General features: G+C 68.9%; 14 protein-coding genes and 1 tRNA gene. 7 read left to right on the plus strand and 8 right to left on the minus strand.

The window, feature by feature from the left end; translation table 11 throughout:
• Positions 1–54: 54 nt before the first annotated feature.
• A complete protein-coding gene (locus NVV99_RS06830) occupies positions 55–1,038 on the minus strand; it encodes a YafY family protein (RefSeq protein WP_041803991.1) in 984 nt (327 codons plus the stop codon).
• 105 nt (positions 1,039–1,143) lie between these two features.
• On the opposite strand from NVV99_RS06830, the gene NVV99_RS06835 reads away from it, so the two are divergent.
• Entirely contained in the window at positions 1,144–1,515 is a 372-nt protein-coding gene (locus NVV99_RS06835) for a VOC family protein (RefSeq protein WP_242411689.1), read from the plus strand.
• A 21-nt stretch (positions 1,516–1,536) separates the two neighbouring features.
• On the opposite strand, the gene NVV99_RS06840 is transcribed toward NVV99_RS06835, so the two are convergent.
• A complete protein-coding gene (locus NVV99_RS06840) occupies positions 1,537–2,352 on the minus strand; it encodes a DUF5602 domain-containing protein (RefSeq protein WP_024103141.1) in 816 nt (271 codons plus the stop codon).
• A gap of 172 nt (positions 2,353–2,524) precedes the next feature.
• Positions 2,525–2,597 (minus strand) — tRNA-Arg (locus NVV99_RS06845).
• A 234-nt stretch (positions 2,598–2,831) separates the two neighbouring features.
• On the opposite strand from NVV99_RS06845, the gene NVV99_RS06850 reads away from it, so the two are divergent.
• Positions 2,832–3,653, plus strand: coding sequence for a M23 family metallopeptidase (locus NVV99_RS06850; RefSeq protein WP_024103142.1), 822 nt, complete (start codon positions 2,832–2,834; stop codon positions 3,651–3,653).
• A gap of 151 nt (positions 3,654–3,804) precedes the next feature.
• Complete coding sequence (locus NVV99_RS06855; RefSeq protein WP_024103144.1) at positions 3,805–5,313, plus strand: glutamate-cysteine ligase family protein; 1,509 nt, start codon at positions 3,805–3,807, stop codon at positions 5,311–5,313.
• A 5-nt stretch (positions 5,314–5,318) separates the two neighbouring features.
• On the opposite strand, the gene NVV99_RS06860 is transcribed toward NVV99_RS06855, so the two are convergent.
• The 3 genes from NVV99_RS06860 to NVV99_RS06875 form a co-directional block, all read right to left on the minus strand.
• Entirely contained in the window at positions 5,319–7,631 is a 2,313-nt protein-coding gene (locus NVV99_RS06860) for a M28 family peptidase (protein WP_041803557.1), read from the minus strand.
• Between the two features lie 74 nt (positions 7,632–7,705).
• On the minus strand, positions 7,706–8,929 hold the full coding sequence (locus NVV99_RS06870; protein ID WP_019289865.1) for a globin domain-containing protein: 1,224 nt from the start codon (positions 8,927–8,929) through the stop codon (positions 7,706–7,708).
• A gap of 54 nt (positions 8,930–8,983) precedes the next feature.
• Positions 8,984–9,427, minus strand: a complete 444-nt coding sequence (locus NVV99_RS06875; protein ID WP_024103147.1) for an Rrf2 family transcriptional regulator — start codon at positions 9,425–9,427, stop codon at positions 8,984–8,986.
• Between the two features lie 146 nt (positions 9,428–9,573).
• Here NVV99_RS06875 and NVV99_RS06880 point away from each other — a divergent pair, with 146 nt between their 5' ends.
• The 3 genes from NVV99_RS06880 (at position 9,574) to NVV99_RS06890 (ending at position 12,533) form a co-directional block, all read left to right on the plus strand.
• Positions 9,574–10,482 carry a universal stress protein gene (locus NVV99_RS06880; protein ID WP_260782770.1) on the plus strand — a complete coding sequence of 303 codons (909 nt, stop codon included), beginning with the start codon at positions 9,574–9,576 and terminating at the stop codon, positions 10,480–10,482.
• A 73-nt stretch (positions 10,483–10,555) separates the two neighbouring features.
• Positions 10,556–11,596, plus strand: coding sequence for an LLM class F420-dependent oxidoreductase (locus tag NVV99_RS06885; protein WP_006551568.1), 1,041 nt, complete (start codon positions 10,556–10,558; stop codon positions 11,594–11,596).
• A 25-nt stretch (positions 11,597–11,621) separates the two neighbouring features.
• Entirely contained in the window at positions 11,622–12,533 is a 912-nt protein-coding gene (locus NVV99_RS06890) for a universal stress protein (RefSeq protein WP_024103149.1), read from the plus strand.
• Positions 12,534–12,560: 27 nt separating this feature from the next.
• Here NVV99_RS06890 and NVV99_RS06895 read toward each other — a convergent pair whose 3' ends face one another.
• Complete coding sequence (locus NVV99_RS06895; RefSeq protein WP_006551566.1) at positions 12,561–12,830, minus strand: hypothetical protein; 270 nt, start codon at positions 12,828–12,830, stop codon at positions 12,561–12,563.
• A gap of 17 nt (positions 12,831–12,847) precedes the next feature.
• The gene (locus NVV99_RS06900; RefSeq protein ID WP_024103151.1) at positions 12,848–13,771 is read right to left on the minus strand and encodes a nitroreductase family protein; all 924 of its coding nucleotides are present in this window, start codon (positions 13,769–13,771) and stop codon (positions 12,848–12,850) included.
• Positions 13,772–13,956: 185 nt separating this feature from the next.
• On the opposite strand from NVV99_RS06900, the gene NVV99_RS06905 reads away from it, so the two are divergent.
• Entirely contained in the window at positions 13,957–14,604 is a 648-nt protein-coding gene (locus NVV99_RS06905; protein WP_024103152.1) for a response regulator transcription factor, read from the plus strand.
• Positions 14,605–14,612: the final 8 nt, after the last annotated feature.

Genomic DNA, 14,612 nt, shown 5'->3' on the forward strand with positions numbered 1-14,612 from the left:
TCCCCACGATAGGAAGCCCGGTCCGAGCGGAACAGGGTTCGGATCAGCGGGAGTTCACTCGCGGCGGCGATGCGCGGTGTGACGGCGGAGGAGGGATTCGGCCAGTTCCGCCACGAGGTTCCGTGCCTCGGGTGGCCCGACGATCTCGATGTGCTCACCGAACTGCAGCAGTTGCCGCACACCGTCGATCGAGTCGTAGGCCACCGTGAGCCGCGAGACGTCCGGTCGCGGCCCTGCGGTGCTCCCGCGCAGGCGGGCACCGAGGATGCGCCGGGCGAGATCGAGGCGGTTCGCCGCGAGATCGGCGGTGACGACGACGTCCTCGCGTCGTTCGAGTGCGTCGCCGAGTTCGCGTGCCAGGGCGGGCAGGGTGCGGCCGGGGGACAGGCGGCGCGGCCGGTCGAGCACTGTCCACGCACTCAGGCGGGTCAGTGCGAACAGTCGTGGTCGCCCCTCGTCGTCCGCCACGAGATACCAACGGCCGGCGCGGGAGAGCACACCGTAGGGATCGACGACGATCTCGCGTTCGCCGCGGTGCCCGCTCGACCGGTACGTGATGGCGAGTTGCCGTCCGCGCCGCAGGTCGCGGGTGAGTGCCGCAACGTCGGCCCGGTCCTCGGTGGCGAACCATCCCCGGTTGTCGACGGTGACCACCTCGGTCAGTGGCAGCAGGTCGTTCTCGCGTGCGGTGGCGGGCGTGCGCCGGGCACGTGCGGTGAGTTTGTGGACGGCGTCCCGGGCGGCGGCGTCGACACCGAGTTGCCGGGCCCGGCCCATGTCGACACCCAGGGCGCGCAGGACGTCCACCTCGGACGCGTTGAGCCGGTTCAGGTCGGTCTGCCGGCCGGGGAGCATCACGATGCCGCCGTATCTGCCGCGTTCGGCGACCACCGGAAGGTCCGCAGCAGCAAGCGTTTCCACATCGCGTAGCACGGTGCGCTCGGAGACGCCGAACTCCTCCGCGAGTTCGGCGGCCGTGACCCGTCTGCGGGCCTGCAGGACGACGAGCATGCTCAGCAACCGCTGCGGCCGGTTCATCGAATGGCGGATCTCCTTTCGAAAACACGACAGGAACTGTCGGGTTTCGGTGTCACGGTAGTTCCCGAAGCCCTTCACATCCACACATGATCCGAGGAGATGTCGATGACCGTGTCGTCGCCCAACCTGTTCCTGATCTACGTGACCGACGTCGAACGCGCGACCCGCTTCTACAGCGACCTGTTCGACATGACCCCGCAGATGACGACCCCGCGCTACGTCCCCTTCGAAGTGGCGCCGGGAGTGCTGTTCGCACTGTGGTCGGGTCGCGCGGAGACCGTGGACGCGAACACGCCGCGGTTCTCCGAGGTGGGCCTGATGGTGCCGGGCTCGACCGCCGCCGTCGATGCGATCCACGACGAGTGGGCCGGTAAGGGGGTGACGGTCGTGGAGGCGCCCCACGACGAGGTGTTCGGGCGGACGTTCGTGGTCTCGGACCCGGACGGGAACCTCATCCGCGTCTCCCCGCTGGACTGAGTCCCCGCTCGACCGACCGGCCTACGACGCCTCGCGCATCGTGAGCCCACCGAGTTCGACCGTGTACGTCTGCGACGCCTCGTCCCACCACACGGAGTAGGTGGTGGGGTAGAGGCCCTCGCGCTGGTACGCCTCGGGCAGACGGAGTTCCTCGTGGTGCGCCGGCCGCGTCGCGAGCCACTCCCGGCTCAGCATGGGTTCGATGAACGCCTGCCGTCCGTCCCACGTGCCGTAGAGCACGGTCTCGGTGAGGTGGTGTCCCGCCGCCGGATCGTGCTCCGCCTCGGTGGTGTCCACCCAGTGCAGTCCCATGCCCGCGACGGTCGACGTCAGCGGATCCCCGGACGGTGCGTACCCCTCCGGCACGTAACGCGGGTCGGGCACGCGGGCCGCGGCCGGGATGTAGCCGGGGGCGAAGGGATGGATCGACTCCACCGTGGGCCGATCCAGGAGATAGAAGTGGACGTCGAAGTGCGGGACGTCGAAGCCGTGCTGGGGGTCGTGGCCGTGCGAGTTCCAGTCGACGGTGACGTGGTCGAACGCGGTGGCGGACGCCTCCTCGGGCAACTCGAGCACGTACGCCTCGGTGACCGGCAGCAGCGCACTGGGCAGGTCGTCGAGTGCGGCCGCGTCGAGTCGCACCCCGATGGTGGCCGGCGTGCCCTCCTCGTCGACGGTGACGTACGTGCGGGCGTTGCCCGCCCCGACGGGATGAGCGGGTCCTTCGACCAGGCCGGAGACGCCCCCGGCGACCGCGGGTGCAGGAGTGACGAACAATCCGAGGACCGCCGCCGAGACGATCACGGCGAGATGTCGGGCACGAGGCCGAATGTCCATGTGGGGTCCTCGAATTCCGTCGTCGTCGAGCGGCGTCGTTGTGGATGCTAACTGTCGCGCGGACGGTGGATGGCTGACTAGATCGAACCGTGATGCGTGGGCAGGACGATGCCTGTGCTGTTCGAGGGAGTGGGTCCGCCAGTGCTTGCGGATGCGAGCGGAACCCGATGTGTGCCCCCGGCAGGATTCGAACCTGCGACACCCGCTTTAGGAGAGCGGTGCTCTATCCCCTGAGCTACGGAGGCGTCCGGCCGGGCGGAGCCGACCTTGGCGCGTTGTGAGTGTAGCCGCCGGGCATGCGCCGTAACCAAGCGCCCGCTCCCGAGGCTCTCGAGGTGGCGCGTATGACCTGCAGGTTCCCGCCGATTGAGATCAAGGAAAGGTAACACTGGCCTTTCCCTATACCGTTTTGTTACCTTGGGTCGCCAGGTGCGGCCGGGGATACCCGGTCGAAGTCGGGACGAAACAAGGGACATACTGTGGGACGCCATCAGCGCACGCGCGAAGACGCAGCATTCGACCTCGAGACGATTGGCGCGCCCTTCTCCGGCAAGGGCCGTCACCGCGTCGAGCCCACCGGTACGTCCGCTCCGGTCAAGGCCGCCACCGTCGCCGCTGCCACGGGTGCCTTCTTCGCTGTCGGCTCGCAGATCGGCGCCGGCACCGCTGCCGCGCATCCCGGCCACGACCACGTCCAGGCCGAGGCCCCCGCGCCCAGCCTGCCCTTCGAGCTCCCCGCGGGCCTGCTGCCCGAGGGTGTCGAGATCCCGGCCATCCCCGGCATCACCACCCCGGCCGAGCAGGGCGCACCCGAGCTTCCGGCCGAGGTCACCGGCTTCCTCGATCAGTTCTCGGGTCCCAGCTGGCTCGACCAGCTCAACCCGGCTTCTCCCTCCGCCGTCCAGCCCGTCTCCGGCACCCTCACCTCCGACTGGGGTCCGCGCTGGGGCGCCCACCACGGCGGCATCGACATCGCCGCTCCGATCGGCACGCCCATCAAGTCCGCGGCCAACGGCACGGTCCTCGACGCCGGACCGGCTTCCGGCTTCGGCCAGTGGGTCCGCGTCCTCAACGACGACGGCACCACCGCCGTCTACGGTCACGTGAGCACCTACCAGGTCTCGGCCGGTCAGCGTGTCAACGCCGGCCAGCAGATTGCCACCGTCGGCAACGAGGGCTGGTCCACCGGACCGCACCTGCACTTCGAGGTCTGGGACACCGAAGGAACCAAGATCAACCCCAACGCGTGGCTGAGCGATCGCGGCGTCGTCACCGACTGGGGCGGCTACCGCGCCGTCTGATCCCACCGCAGTGTTCGATCCCACCCGACGGCGCGCCGTCGATCCCACCGCAGTGTTCGATCCCACCCGACGGCACGCCGTCGATCCCACCGCCAGCATGAGCGCGCGCTAGGCTTGGCTCGACAGACCGCGCGCCGACCCGGGGGTTCCATTGGGAGCTGAGATATCCGCTCGTTCGTTCACCGGGGAAGACCGGCGGATGTTCCGGAGCAAGGTTCGCGACTGCATGAAGGCGCTCGAGCGGATGCTTCGAGAGGACGTCTTCGTCGACGTGCACTCGTCACCCGAACCGCATCTCGGCATGGAGATCGAGTTCAACCTCGTCCGCGACGACATGTCGCCCGCGATGTCGAACCTCGAGGTACTCCAGGCGATCGACGATCACGCGGTCTTCCAGACCGAACTCGGCCAGTTCAACGTCGAGATGAACGTCGAGCCACGACGTCTCACCGGCGACGAACCCTTCGAACTCGAAGAGTCGCTGCGGTCGTCGCTGCGGCGCGCCGACGAGCGGATGCACCTGCACGACGCGCAGCTGGTCATGATCGGCATGCTGCCCACGCTCGAACTCGACGATCTCGAACGGGGCCGGATCACCGCCAATCCCCGCTACGAAGCGCTCAACGAGCAGATCTTCGCGGCGCGCGGCGAGGACATCGAACTCGATCTCGACGGTGTGCCGTTGCCCGGCACTGATGTCGTGGAAACCCTTCGTGCAGACATGAATTCGGTGGTCCCCGAGGCTGCCTGCACGTCCCTGCAGCTGCACCTGCGGATCGCCCCCGAAGATTTCGCGACGCACTGGAACGCCGCCCAGTGCCTGGCCGGAGCGCAGGTCGCGCTCGCGGCGAACTCGCCCTTCCTCGCCGGCAAGGCGCTGTGGCACGAGAGCCGGATCCCGTTGTTCGCGCAGGCCACCGACACACGCCCGCTCGAACTGCGGAACCAGGGCGTCCGTCCCCGCGTGTGGTTCGGTGAGCGATGGATCGACTCCGTCCTCGACCTGTTCGAGGAGAACTCCCGCTACTTCACAGCGCTCCTGCCGGAGGTCTCGGACGTCGATCCGATGTCCGAACTCGACGCCGGGCAGGTTCCCGAACTGCGCGAACTGCAGATGCACAATGGCACCATCTACCGGTGGAACCGGCCCGTCTACGACATCAGCGACGGCCATCCGCACCTGCGCGTCGAGAACCGTGTGCTCCCGGCAGGACCGACCGTCCTCGACACCATGGCCAACGCCGCCTTCTACTACGGGACGCTGCGCGCCCTCACCGACGCCGACGAGCCGCTCTGGCGCGACCTCAGCTTCGACGCCGCCGAGCGGAACCTCGTGCTCGGTGCGAAGTTCGGTCTCGACGCGAAGCTGTACTGGCCGCGCACCGGATGGGTCGGCGCCGACGAACTCGTGCTGCGGTGCCTGTTGCCGCTTGCGCACCAGGGCCTCGAGGCATACGGACTGTCGGCGGCGGTCCGCGACCGCTATCTCGGCATCGTCGAGGGGCGTGCACTGACTCGGCAGACCGGGGCGGCGTGGCAACGACGGCAGGTGGCCCGACGCGAGGCTGCCGGCGAGAACCGTCGCACCGCCCTGCTCGGGATGATGAAGGACTACGTGCAGAACATGGCCTCGGGTACTCCCGCTCACGAGTGGGAGTGACGGCCCTACAGTTGCAGGGTCCGCGTCACGGCCACCGTCGGCTGGACGACGACGCGATCCGCGGGTGGCTCGAAGCCGGCTACTTCGCCGAGATCGTCACCGAGATCGGCGACGCGGACGCCTAGGCGGCTCTCGAGCATGCTCAACGTCAGCTCGACCTCGATCCCGTCGGCGCCGGGAGCCCAGAACAGGAAACCGAAGTCGTCGGACGGTTCGGCGCGGAAGCCGTCCACCGTCGCGCCGTGGACGTGGGCGGTGGTGTTGTCGATCCACAACCCGACAGCCTGGGCGTTCCTCGGTGAGCTCAACCGCAGTCGTATCTTCCGGGCGCTTCCGCCGGTCGTGTCCTCGAGGATCTCGACCTCGGGCGCCTCGAGGTCGGCGACCGGAGCGGGCCCGTGGTACATCGGCCGGTACTCCCGCCACGGGAAGGCGGTGGGGAGCGATTCGGGACCGGTGGTGAGCAGCCCTTCGCTCCAGTCGGATCTCGGGCCGTCCGGCGATCCCCACACCGCGGCACCCCGATCGGCGTCGAGCGAGTACCAAAGGTATTCCTGCCGGGGATCGGTCGCCCCGTCCCGGTTGAAGTAGCCGGCGAGCAGCGTGCCCACCACGACGATCGCGATCGTGCCGGTCGCGGAGACGACGAGCCCGCGGGTGGTCGACGCGAACGGCTCGCACAGCGGGAGTACCGCGGCGAACGTGAATGCGACGAACAGACCGGCCACCGGTGCCCCGTAGAGGAGTCCGGCGTCGAACGACACCAACACGGCGGGCAGGCCGAAGATCAGCGACCCGAGCGCGCCCAGCGTGATCGCGACGAGCGGCCACACCGTGTCGCGTTGCGGAAGGAGCAGCGCCACCAGCAGACCCAGCGCCGCCGGCAGGATGAGTACGAGCATTGTCAGAGGCACACCGGCGAAGGGGATGCCGGCGAGCGCGAGCAGCGCGACGAGCGTGAACGCTCCGCACGTGAGCGCGGCGGCCGGACGGCCGCGACCCCACCACGATCGCGCGACCAGCAGGACGCCGAGGGCCGCGACGACCGCCGCGAACTGGAAGACACCCGGCCGGTAGGGCTCGTCGGCGACCGGCGCGGCCATGCCCGGATCGACGGTCTGCACGATCCACCACGGCAGCCACGCCGCGCCCGCCGCGAGCACGGCGGCGAGCAGGGCCACGGCCACGGCCGCGCCGACCTGCCAGGCAGACGTCTCGCCGCGGCGCACCTGCAGTACGACGATCGCCCCCACGATTCCGGCCAGCGTGATCGCCCCGACGATCTCGGCCCAGCGCGGAATGTGGAGAAGTCCCCAGGGCGCGGTCGTCACGACCTGGTCGCCGCCGTCGTCGACGGTCGTGAGATCGGATCCGGCGAGCGTGCGGGCGGTCGTGAGGGAGGTGTCGCCCATGTGTTGCAGCGACGTCCGGCTGAGACGGTCGGGGGTGTCGAGAGGGCTGTGGTAGTACGCCGAGCCCGCGGAGATCGCGGTGTCGAGGGCGTGGTGGCCGTGTTCGGCGAAGCGTCGGAAATCGGTGTCGTTCGGCAGTGCCTCGAAGATCAGTTCGGTGAGGGAGTCGGCGTTCGCTCCCGGCGCTCCCGCAAGGCTGTCGATCAGGACGCCGTTCGGTGAGGTGATCCGGAAGGTCGTCGGAGTACCGGCGTTTCCGCGCGCCTCGTGGTTGAGCACGACGACGGGACCGGCCCGCACCGACTCCGTGCCCACGAACCGGTGGGCGCCGAGCAGACCGTTCTCCTCACCGTCGGTGAGCAGGACGACGACGTCGTTCCGCGAGGGAGGACCGGACTCGATGGCACGGGCGACCTCGAGGACCGTGCCGACGCCGATCCCGTCGTCGCTCGCGCCGGGGGAGCCCCGGACCGTGTCGTAGTGCGCGGCGAGCACGACGGTGCCGGTGGGATCGGTACCGGCTCGGGTCGCCACGATGTTCTGCACGCGGGCGCCGCGCTGGGTCGCCTCACCGGACCGCGCCATCCATCCCACGCCGGAGTCGACGCGGGTGGACCACCCGAGATCCTCGAGGACGGCGACGAGATGGTCGCGGGCGGCGGCGTGGGCGGTCGACCCGGGCGGTCGTGGGCCGGTGGCGATCGCGTCGATGTGTTCACCGGCGCGGGCGGCGCTGAAGACGTCGGCGGGTGCATCGGTTCCGAGCGGCTCGTCGGACCCGGGGAACAGCGCAACGAGGCCCGCCATGAGAAGGACTCCGATCAGCGCGAGGACACTGCTACCCAGTGCCTGGAATCGGCTACGCGGGGACGGGGCCGGGTGGCGAACAGCCGCGGCGGAGTCCATGGGTGCAGCCTAGCCGCGAATGCAGCGGTGCCCCGGCAGACTCGGCCGGGGCACCGCGATCGGATCGGGTCGGATCAGGAGGCAGGCGCCCAGCTGTCGGGTCCGAACACCTCGTAGTGGATGTTCTCGGCCGGGACGTTGCGCTCGATCAGGGCCTCGCGCAGCGAGAGCATGAACGGCAGCGGGCCGCACAGGTAGGCCTGGGTCTTCGGATCGAGCGGCAGATCGGAGATGTCGGCACGTCCGACGCGGACCGTCTCGAGCGGCCGGCGGTTGCCGAGGTCCTCGTACCAGCGGTACAGCTGGGCCGACGGGATCTTCTCGGCGAGCGTCTCGAGCTCGCGGCGGTGGGCGTGGCTCGCGACCGAGCGGTCGGCGTGCAGGACCGCGACGGGACGCTCGTCGCCGACGCCGGCGAGATGATCGAGCATGCCGATCATCGGGGTGCATCCGATGCCGGCGGACGCCAACAGGATCGGGGTGTCGTCCTCGGTGAGTACGAGATCGCCGAAGGGAGTGGTGACTTCCAGCTCGTCGCCCTCGAAGACGTTGTTGTACAGGAAGTTCGACACCTCACCGGCGGGAAGCACGGTGCCGTCGGGTGCGGTGGTCTCCAGGACCCGCTTGACGGTGATACGCCAGTCGCCCTTCGCGGGTGCGCTCGACAGGCTGTACTGACGGATCTGGCGGGCGCCGTCGGGGAGGCGGACGCCGACCGAGAGATACTGGCCCGGACGGAAGGTGGGCAGCGGGGAACCGTCGAGCGAGGTGAGCACGAACGAGACGGTGTCGGCGGACTGGTGGACGCGGTCGGCGACGCGGACGGTGCGCCAGACGTCGCCGGCCTCGACACCTGCGGCCCGGTACAGATCGGCCTCCATCGAGATGAGGGTATTGGCCATCAGCCAGTACAGCTCGTCCCACGCCTTCGCGACTTCCGGAGTCACTGCCTCTCCGAGGATTTCGACGATCGCCTCGAAGAGGTGCTTGTGGACGATCCAGTACTCGTCGGGCTTGATGCCGAGCGAGGCGTGCTTGTGGGCGATGCGGGACAGGATCGCCTCGACACGGGCGGGATCGGGATCGAGCTGGAGCGTCGCGAAGGCCGCGATCGATCCGGCGAGTGCCTTCTGCTGCTCACCCTGCTTCTGGTTGCCGCGGTTGAACAGATCGCGTTCGAGCTCGGGATGGGCGGCGAACATCTTGCTATAGAACAACGGGGTGATGTCGCCGATGGCGGCTCCCACCGCCGGGAGGGTCGCGGCGATGACGTCCTTGGATTCGGGTGAGAGCGGCATGGTGTGTCTCCTCGTGTGTGTCGTGACGGGCTGCACCGGCAGCCTCGCCGTGGGTCAGCGGCCGGTGGGTGGTTCGAGGGTGAGCAGGACCGGACCGGCGTCAGGGGTCGCCAGGTCGGCGATCGTGACGTCGTCGAGAGCGGCGTAGAAGGCGTCCTGTGCGGTACGCAGCTTCGAGCGCAGGTTGCAGCCGTGACGCAGGGGGCACGGCTTCGCTCCTTCGCACTCGACGACTTCTTCTTCACCTTCGAGGGCTCGGGTGAGCCATCCGAGGCTCGCCGTGCGGCCGAGTTCGGTGATGGTCAGGCCTCCGCCGCGTCCGCGGCGGGTGGCCACCACCCCGAGCTCGCCGAGTCGGGCGACGACCTTCGTCGTATGTGCGTACGACAGATCGAGCTGGTTTGCAATCGTTCTGGTACCGGGCATACTCCCCGCCGGGCCGGCGACGAGATGCATCACAACTCTCAGTCCGAGATCGGTGAACCGGGTGAGTTGCATGGCCCTACGCTAGTAAATTCGCATTCGCGATGACAATTTTATGTGACGCACATCGCTGTCGATGGAATGCATTGCCACCGAAGGAATCCCGATGTGATGACCAAAGTCCGTATCCGGACGTACCGGATCCGACTAGCCTCACGGACGTGAAACCTCTCGGTGAAGCACCCCGCGACCACAACCACATAACCGTCGGTGCCGACGGTTCCCCGGCCTCCGAGCGGGCGGTGAGGTGGGCTGCCGCCACCGCGGCCGGCCGGAAGATCCCACTGCATCTCGTCCACGCGGTGGACTTCGCACCCTCGGGTTGGGCGAAACTTCCCTTCTTCCGCCCCTCGCAGGTCTTCGAATGGAGCGAGGCCGAGGCTCAGGCACTCCTGAAGGAGGCTGCAGAGACCGCCGAGGCGGTGGCGCCGGACCTCGAGATCACCGCCGAGCTCGCCCTCACCGGAAGCGCCAAGTGGCTCGTCGAACTGTCCCGCACGTCGCGCATGATCGTCCTCGGGGCCACCGGCAGCACCAAGATGGGGGAGGCCTTCCTCGGTTCCACCCCGGTCTCCGTCGCCGGTCATGCCGAATGCCCGGTCGTCGTGGTGCGGGGACCGGAAGGGCCCGTCCCCGACGAGCGACCCGTCGTCGTCGGCATGGACGGCAGCCCCGCGAGCCGCCAAGCGGTCGATCTGGCGTTCGAGGAGGCATCCTGGCGCAGGGTCGACCTCGTCGCCGTCCACGTCTGGAGCGACCTGAAAGTCGGGGAGATCGACGAGTCGCCCCTCGACTTCGATCCCCGCGCGTTCGAGGAGTACGAGCACTCCCTGCTGTCCGAGTGCCTCGCGGGCTACGGCGAGCGCTATCCGGACGTGACGGTCCATCGGAAGGTCTACGTCGACGGCCCCCGCGCCCATCTGCAGTCCTGGAGCGAGAAAGCCCAGCTCGTCGTGGTAGGGACTCGCGGCAGGGGAGGCTTCAAGGGGATGGTGCTCGGTTCTACCGGAAACGCGCTCATGCGCGAGGCGCGCTGCCCGGTGATGGTGGTGCGACCGGTCACCTCCTGACGGCGGTAGTGTGCGGGGCACATGGACGATCGCGCCCCCGAACGGGGGTGTGCAGCAGGGACGAAGGTGGCGCATGCGCATCGGGATGGGACTGAACTACAGCGGAGGTTTCGCGGAGACCGCGGCGGAGGTGGCCGACCTGGAGAAGGCCGGCCTCGACATCGTGTTCGTACCCGAGGCCTATTCGTTCGATGCGGTGAGTCAGCTCGGCTATCTGGCGGCGAAGACCTCCCGGGTCGAACTCGCCTCCGGCATCCTCCAGTTGTTCACCCGGACACCGACGCTCACCGCCATGACGGCGGCCGGTCTGGACTTCGTCTCCGACGGCCGATTCGTGCTCGGTGTCGGCGCGTCGGGCCCTCAGGTCATCGAAGGTTTCCACGGCGTTCCCTACAACGCGCCGCTGGGTCGCACCCGCGAGATCGTCGACATCTGCCGGCAGGTGTGGCGCCGCGAGAAGGTGGACCACCAGGGCAAGTACTACCAGATCCCGCTGCCCGAAGACCGCGGCACCGGACTCGGCAAGCCGCTGAAGATCATCAACAAGCCTGTGCGCGAACGTATCCCGATCATCATCGCGTCGCTCGGCCCGAAGAACGTCGAGATGACCGCCGAGATCGCCGAGGGCTGGCAGCCGCTGTTCTATTACCCGGAGAAGGCCGCCGACGTGTGGGGCGAATCGATCGCGAAGGGCAAGGCCAAGCGCGATCCCGCACTCGGCGACCTGCAGATCTACGCGCAGACCCCGCTCGCCATCGGCGACGACGTCGACCACATGCTCGACTGGGTCCGGCCCATGGTCGCGCTGTACGTCGGCGGCATGGGTGCCAAGGGCAAGAACTTCTACAACGACCTCGCGATCCGCTACGGCTACGCGAAGGAAGCCGAGACCATCCAGGAGCTCTACCTGGCCGGCAAGAAGGAGGAGGCGGCCGCGGCGGTGCCCGTCGAACTGCTCCGCTCGATCTCCCTGATCGGTTCGGAGGGCTTCGTGCGGGAGCGAGTCGCTGCCTTCGCGGAGGCCGGGGTCACCACCCTCAACGTCACCCCCTTCGCGGCCGACACCGCAGGTCGTGTGCGACTGATCGAACAGCTGCGGCAGATCTGCGGCTGACCCACCGAGAAAGGTTCCGCGTGCGATGACCGAGAACAAGCCGATCGTCGTGGCCGTCGACGGATCCGACGCGTCCACGACCGCGGTGCACTGGGCGGCACGGACGGCTGCGATCCGCGGCCTGCCGTTGCGCATCGTCACCGTCGTGCACATCCCCGCCTTCTATTACTCCGAGCCCTACCTCGCGCAGAGCTTCCACGAGGAGATGAAGGCGACGGCCCGCGACCGGCTCGACAACGCGGCCGTGCTCGCCCGGCAGATCATCGACGAGAACCGTCACGGGAACGTCGAGATCACCACCGAACAGCTCGAAGGCAAGGTCGTTCCCACGCTCATCGCGCAGGCCGAGCACGCCGACCGGCTCGTCGTCGGCTCGCGCGGCCTCGGCGAGGTGAAGGGCCTGCTCGCCGGTTCGGTCTCCACGGCGGTCGTCTCGCACGCGATGGCGCCCGTCGTCGTGGTGCGGGGCCGCACCTTCGACGGTGCGCCGCCGACAAAGGGGCCCGTCGTCGTCGGTGTCGACGGCTCGGTCTCGTGTCGCGACGCGGTGGAGGTCGCGTTCGAGGAGGCATCCGCACGCGGCGCGACGCTCGTCGCGGTGAACGTGTGGAGCGACGTGAGCGTCCAGCCCTCGCTCGGCGCCGTCCCGGAGGACCCGCACTGGAGCCGGATCCAGACCGGTGAGGAGATCGTGCTCGCCGAACGTCTCGCCGGATACCAGGAGCGGTACCCGGACGTCACCGTCGAACGTGTCGTCGCCCGCGACCGGCCGGTGCGGGTGCTCAGCGAGTACGCAGAGACCGCACAGCTTCTCGTGGTCGGAACCCGCGGACGTGGCGGATTCAAGGGACTGCTGCTCGGATCCACGAGCAACGCGCTGATCCAGACCGCGGACTGCCCGGTCCTCGTCGTCCGATCGAAGGAGACCGAGGACTGATCTCGGACGAGGGAGCGATGCGGGGCGTCACCCGAAGTCGTCGACGCCCCGCTCGCGCAGTTCCCTCCACGCGTCGGCCGGATGCACGCCGCGGCTGATCGCGCCGTTCTCGATGAGCACCCCGAGCATCTGCGAGAGTACGAACGCGACGTCCTCGACGCGCCCGCACTCGTAACGGGCGGACAGCCACCCGGAGACGTTGCCGGCCTTGGCGGCCTGCGCCATGTCCAGGGCCGTGCGGAACAACTCGCGGGTCGGATCGTCGATCGGATCCTCGGTCGGTGCGCTCATCGTCACCTCGATCTCTCTTCTCGTCAGAAACCCACGCGCAGGATCACCAGCGGCACGACCGGCAGGTCGAGCATCTCGGCCAGGCGCGAACCGGCGTCCTCGACCCGCAGCGGATGCGTCACGACCGACGCCGACAATCGCGCATCGATGGCCGCGAGCCAGCACCGCTCCACCGCCGCGCCCACCCGGACCAGATCCGCCGGCGAGGTGGACGGGGCGGAGAACAGCAGCACCGATTCGCGCGCGATCGCCGCCGCCAGCGCATCGACGTCGGGGATCCCCGACGTGACCATGGCCTCGCCGGCCGCGCCGTGTTCGTCGAGGGTCGCGCTCCAGGTGGTGACCACCTCGGCGTTGCCGCGCGGCTGCCAGTGGGAGGTCCACGAGAACATCTCCCGCTGGTAGTGCGGGTGACGCCGGCGGGCCTCCGCCGCATAGGCGAGCACCTGCGCCAGGGCGACGGCCTCGTCGGCGGCGAGCAGACGCACGTCGACGTCGGGTATCTCCACGGCCGCGGCGACGACGTCGGCGAGCGTCGCCGTCGGCACCGGGATGTCGGTGAACGATTCGCGATGGCTGCGCCGATGCGAGATGGCGGCGTACAACCGCAGGTCGCGGCTGCTCGGGGTACCCGAGCCGAGCGTCTCGATCCGGGCGATGAGCTCCGGACGTTGCGGATCGGGCAGCACGGAGGTGCGCGATCGGTTGCCGAGGACCCGGATCGCGAGCTCGAGATTCGCGAGGGCCGTGCCACACGAGATCAACCGGTCGACGCGCAGCGGGTCCGGTCCCGGCTCGGCGAACTCGAGGCGTTCCTCCAGTTCGGCGCTGTGATCGGGCAGTCGCAGATTCCACGGTTGCGTGTCGTGTACCGAGGGTGCCTCCACCACCGCACGCGCAATGATCTCGGTGTCACCGAGCGACCAGGTTCCGGCATCGACAGTCACGACATCCTCCGCGTCGGCTCGTTCGTCCCCACATGTCCACCTCTGCTCCTCCAGCGTCTCCCGGGCGGTGCCCGCGGGGCAGGGGGAGAAGGTCCCCAGATGGGTGTCGAACGGCCCCGAGGACGTGGGTATCGCGGTACACCTGGGACAATGACGGGACAGCATGTCAACGAAAGGTGCCCGAGATGACCCGCGTGTTCCTCGTCGACGATCACGAGATCGTGCGGCGCGGCCTGGTGGATCTGCTGAGCAGCGTGCCCGACTTCACCGTCGTCGGTGAGGCCGCCTCGGTGGGGGAGGCCCTGGCCCGTGTGCCCGAGAGCGGTGCCGACGTCGCGGTGCTCGACGTGCGGCTTCCCGACGGCAACGGTGTCGAACTGTGCCGCGAGCTGCGTACCCGCATGCCGGGTCTGCGCGCCCTGATGCTCACCTCCTACGCCGACGACGAGGCGCTCCTCGACGCGATCATGGCGGGTGCCTCGGGGTTCGTGCTCAAGCAGATCCTCGGCACCGACCTCGTCTCGGCGATCCGCACCGTCGGCGAGGGAGGCTCGTTGCTGGACAGCCGCGCCACCGCCGCCCTCATGGAGCGGATCCGGGCGTCGCGCACGGCCGATCCGCTGGCCGAGCTGTCGGAGCAGGAACGCGCCGTCTTCGAACTCATCGGTGAGGGCCTGACCAACCGGGAAATCGCCGAACGGCTGTTCCTCGCGGAGAAGACCGTGAAGAACTACGTCTCGCGGCTGCTGGCGAAGCTCGGCATGCAGCGCCGCACGCAGGCCGCGGTGCTCGCCACCGAGCTGCGCAACGAGCGCGGCAAGCCGACGTCCTAGTCCGATGC

Origin of the sequence: Rhodococcus sp. PAE-6 (genome assembly GCF_025290685.1) — a bacterium.
GTDB lineage: Bacteria > Actinomycetota > Actinomycetes > Mycobacteriales > Mycobacteriaceae > Rhodococcus > Rhodococcus pyridinivorans.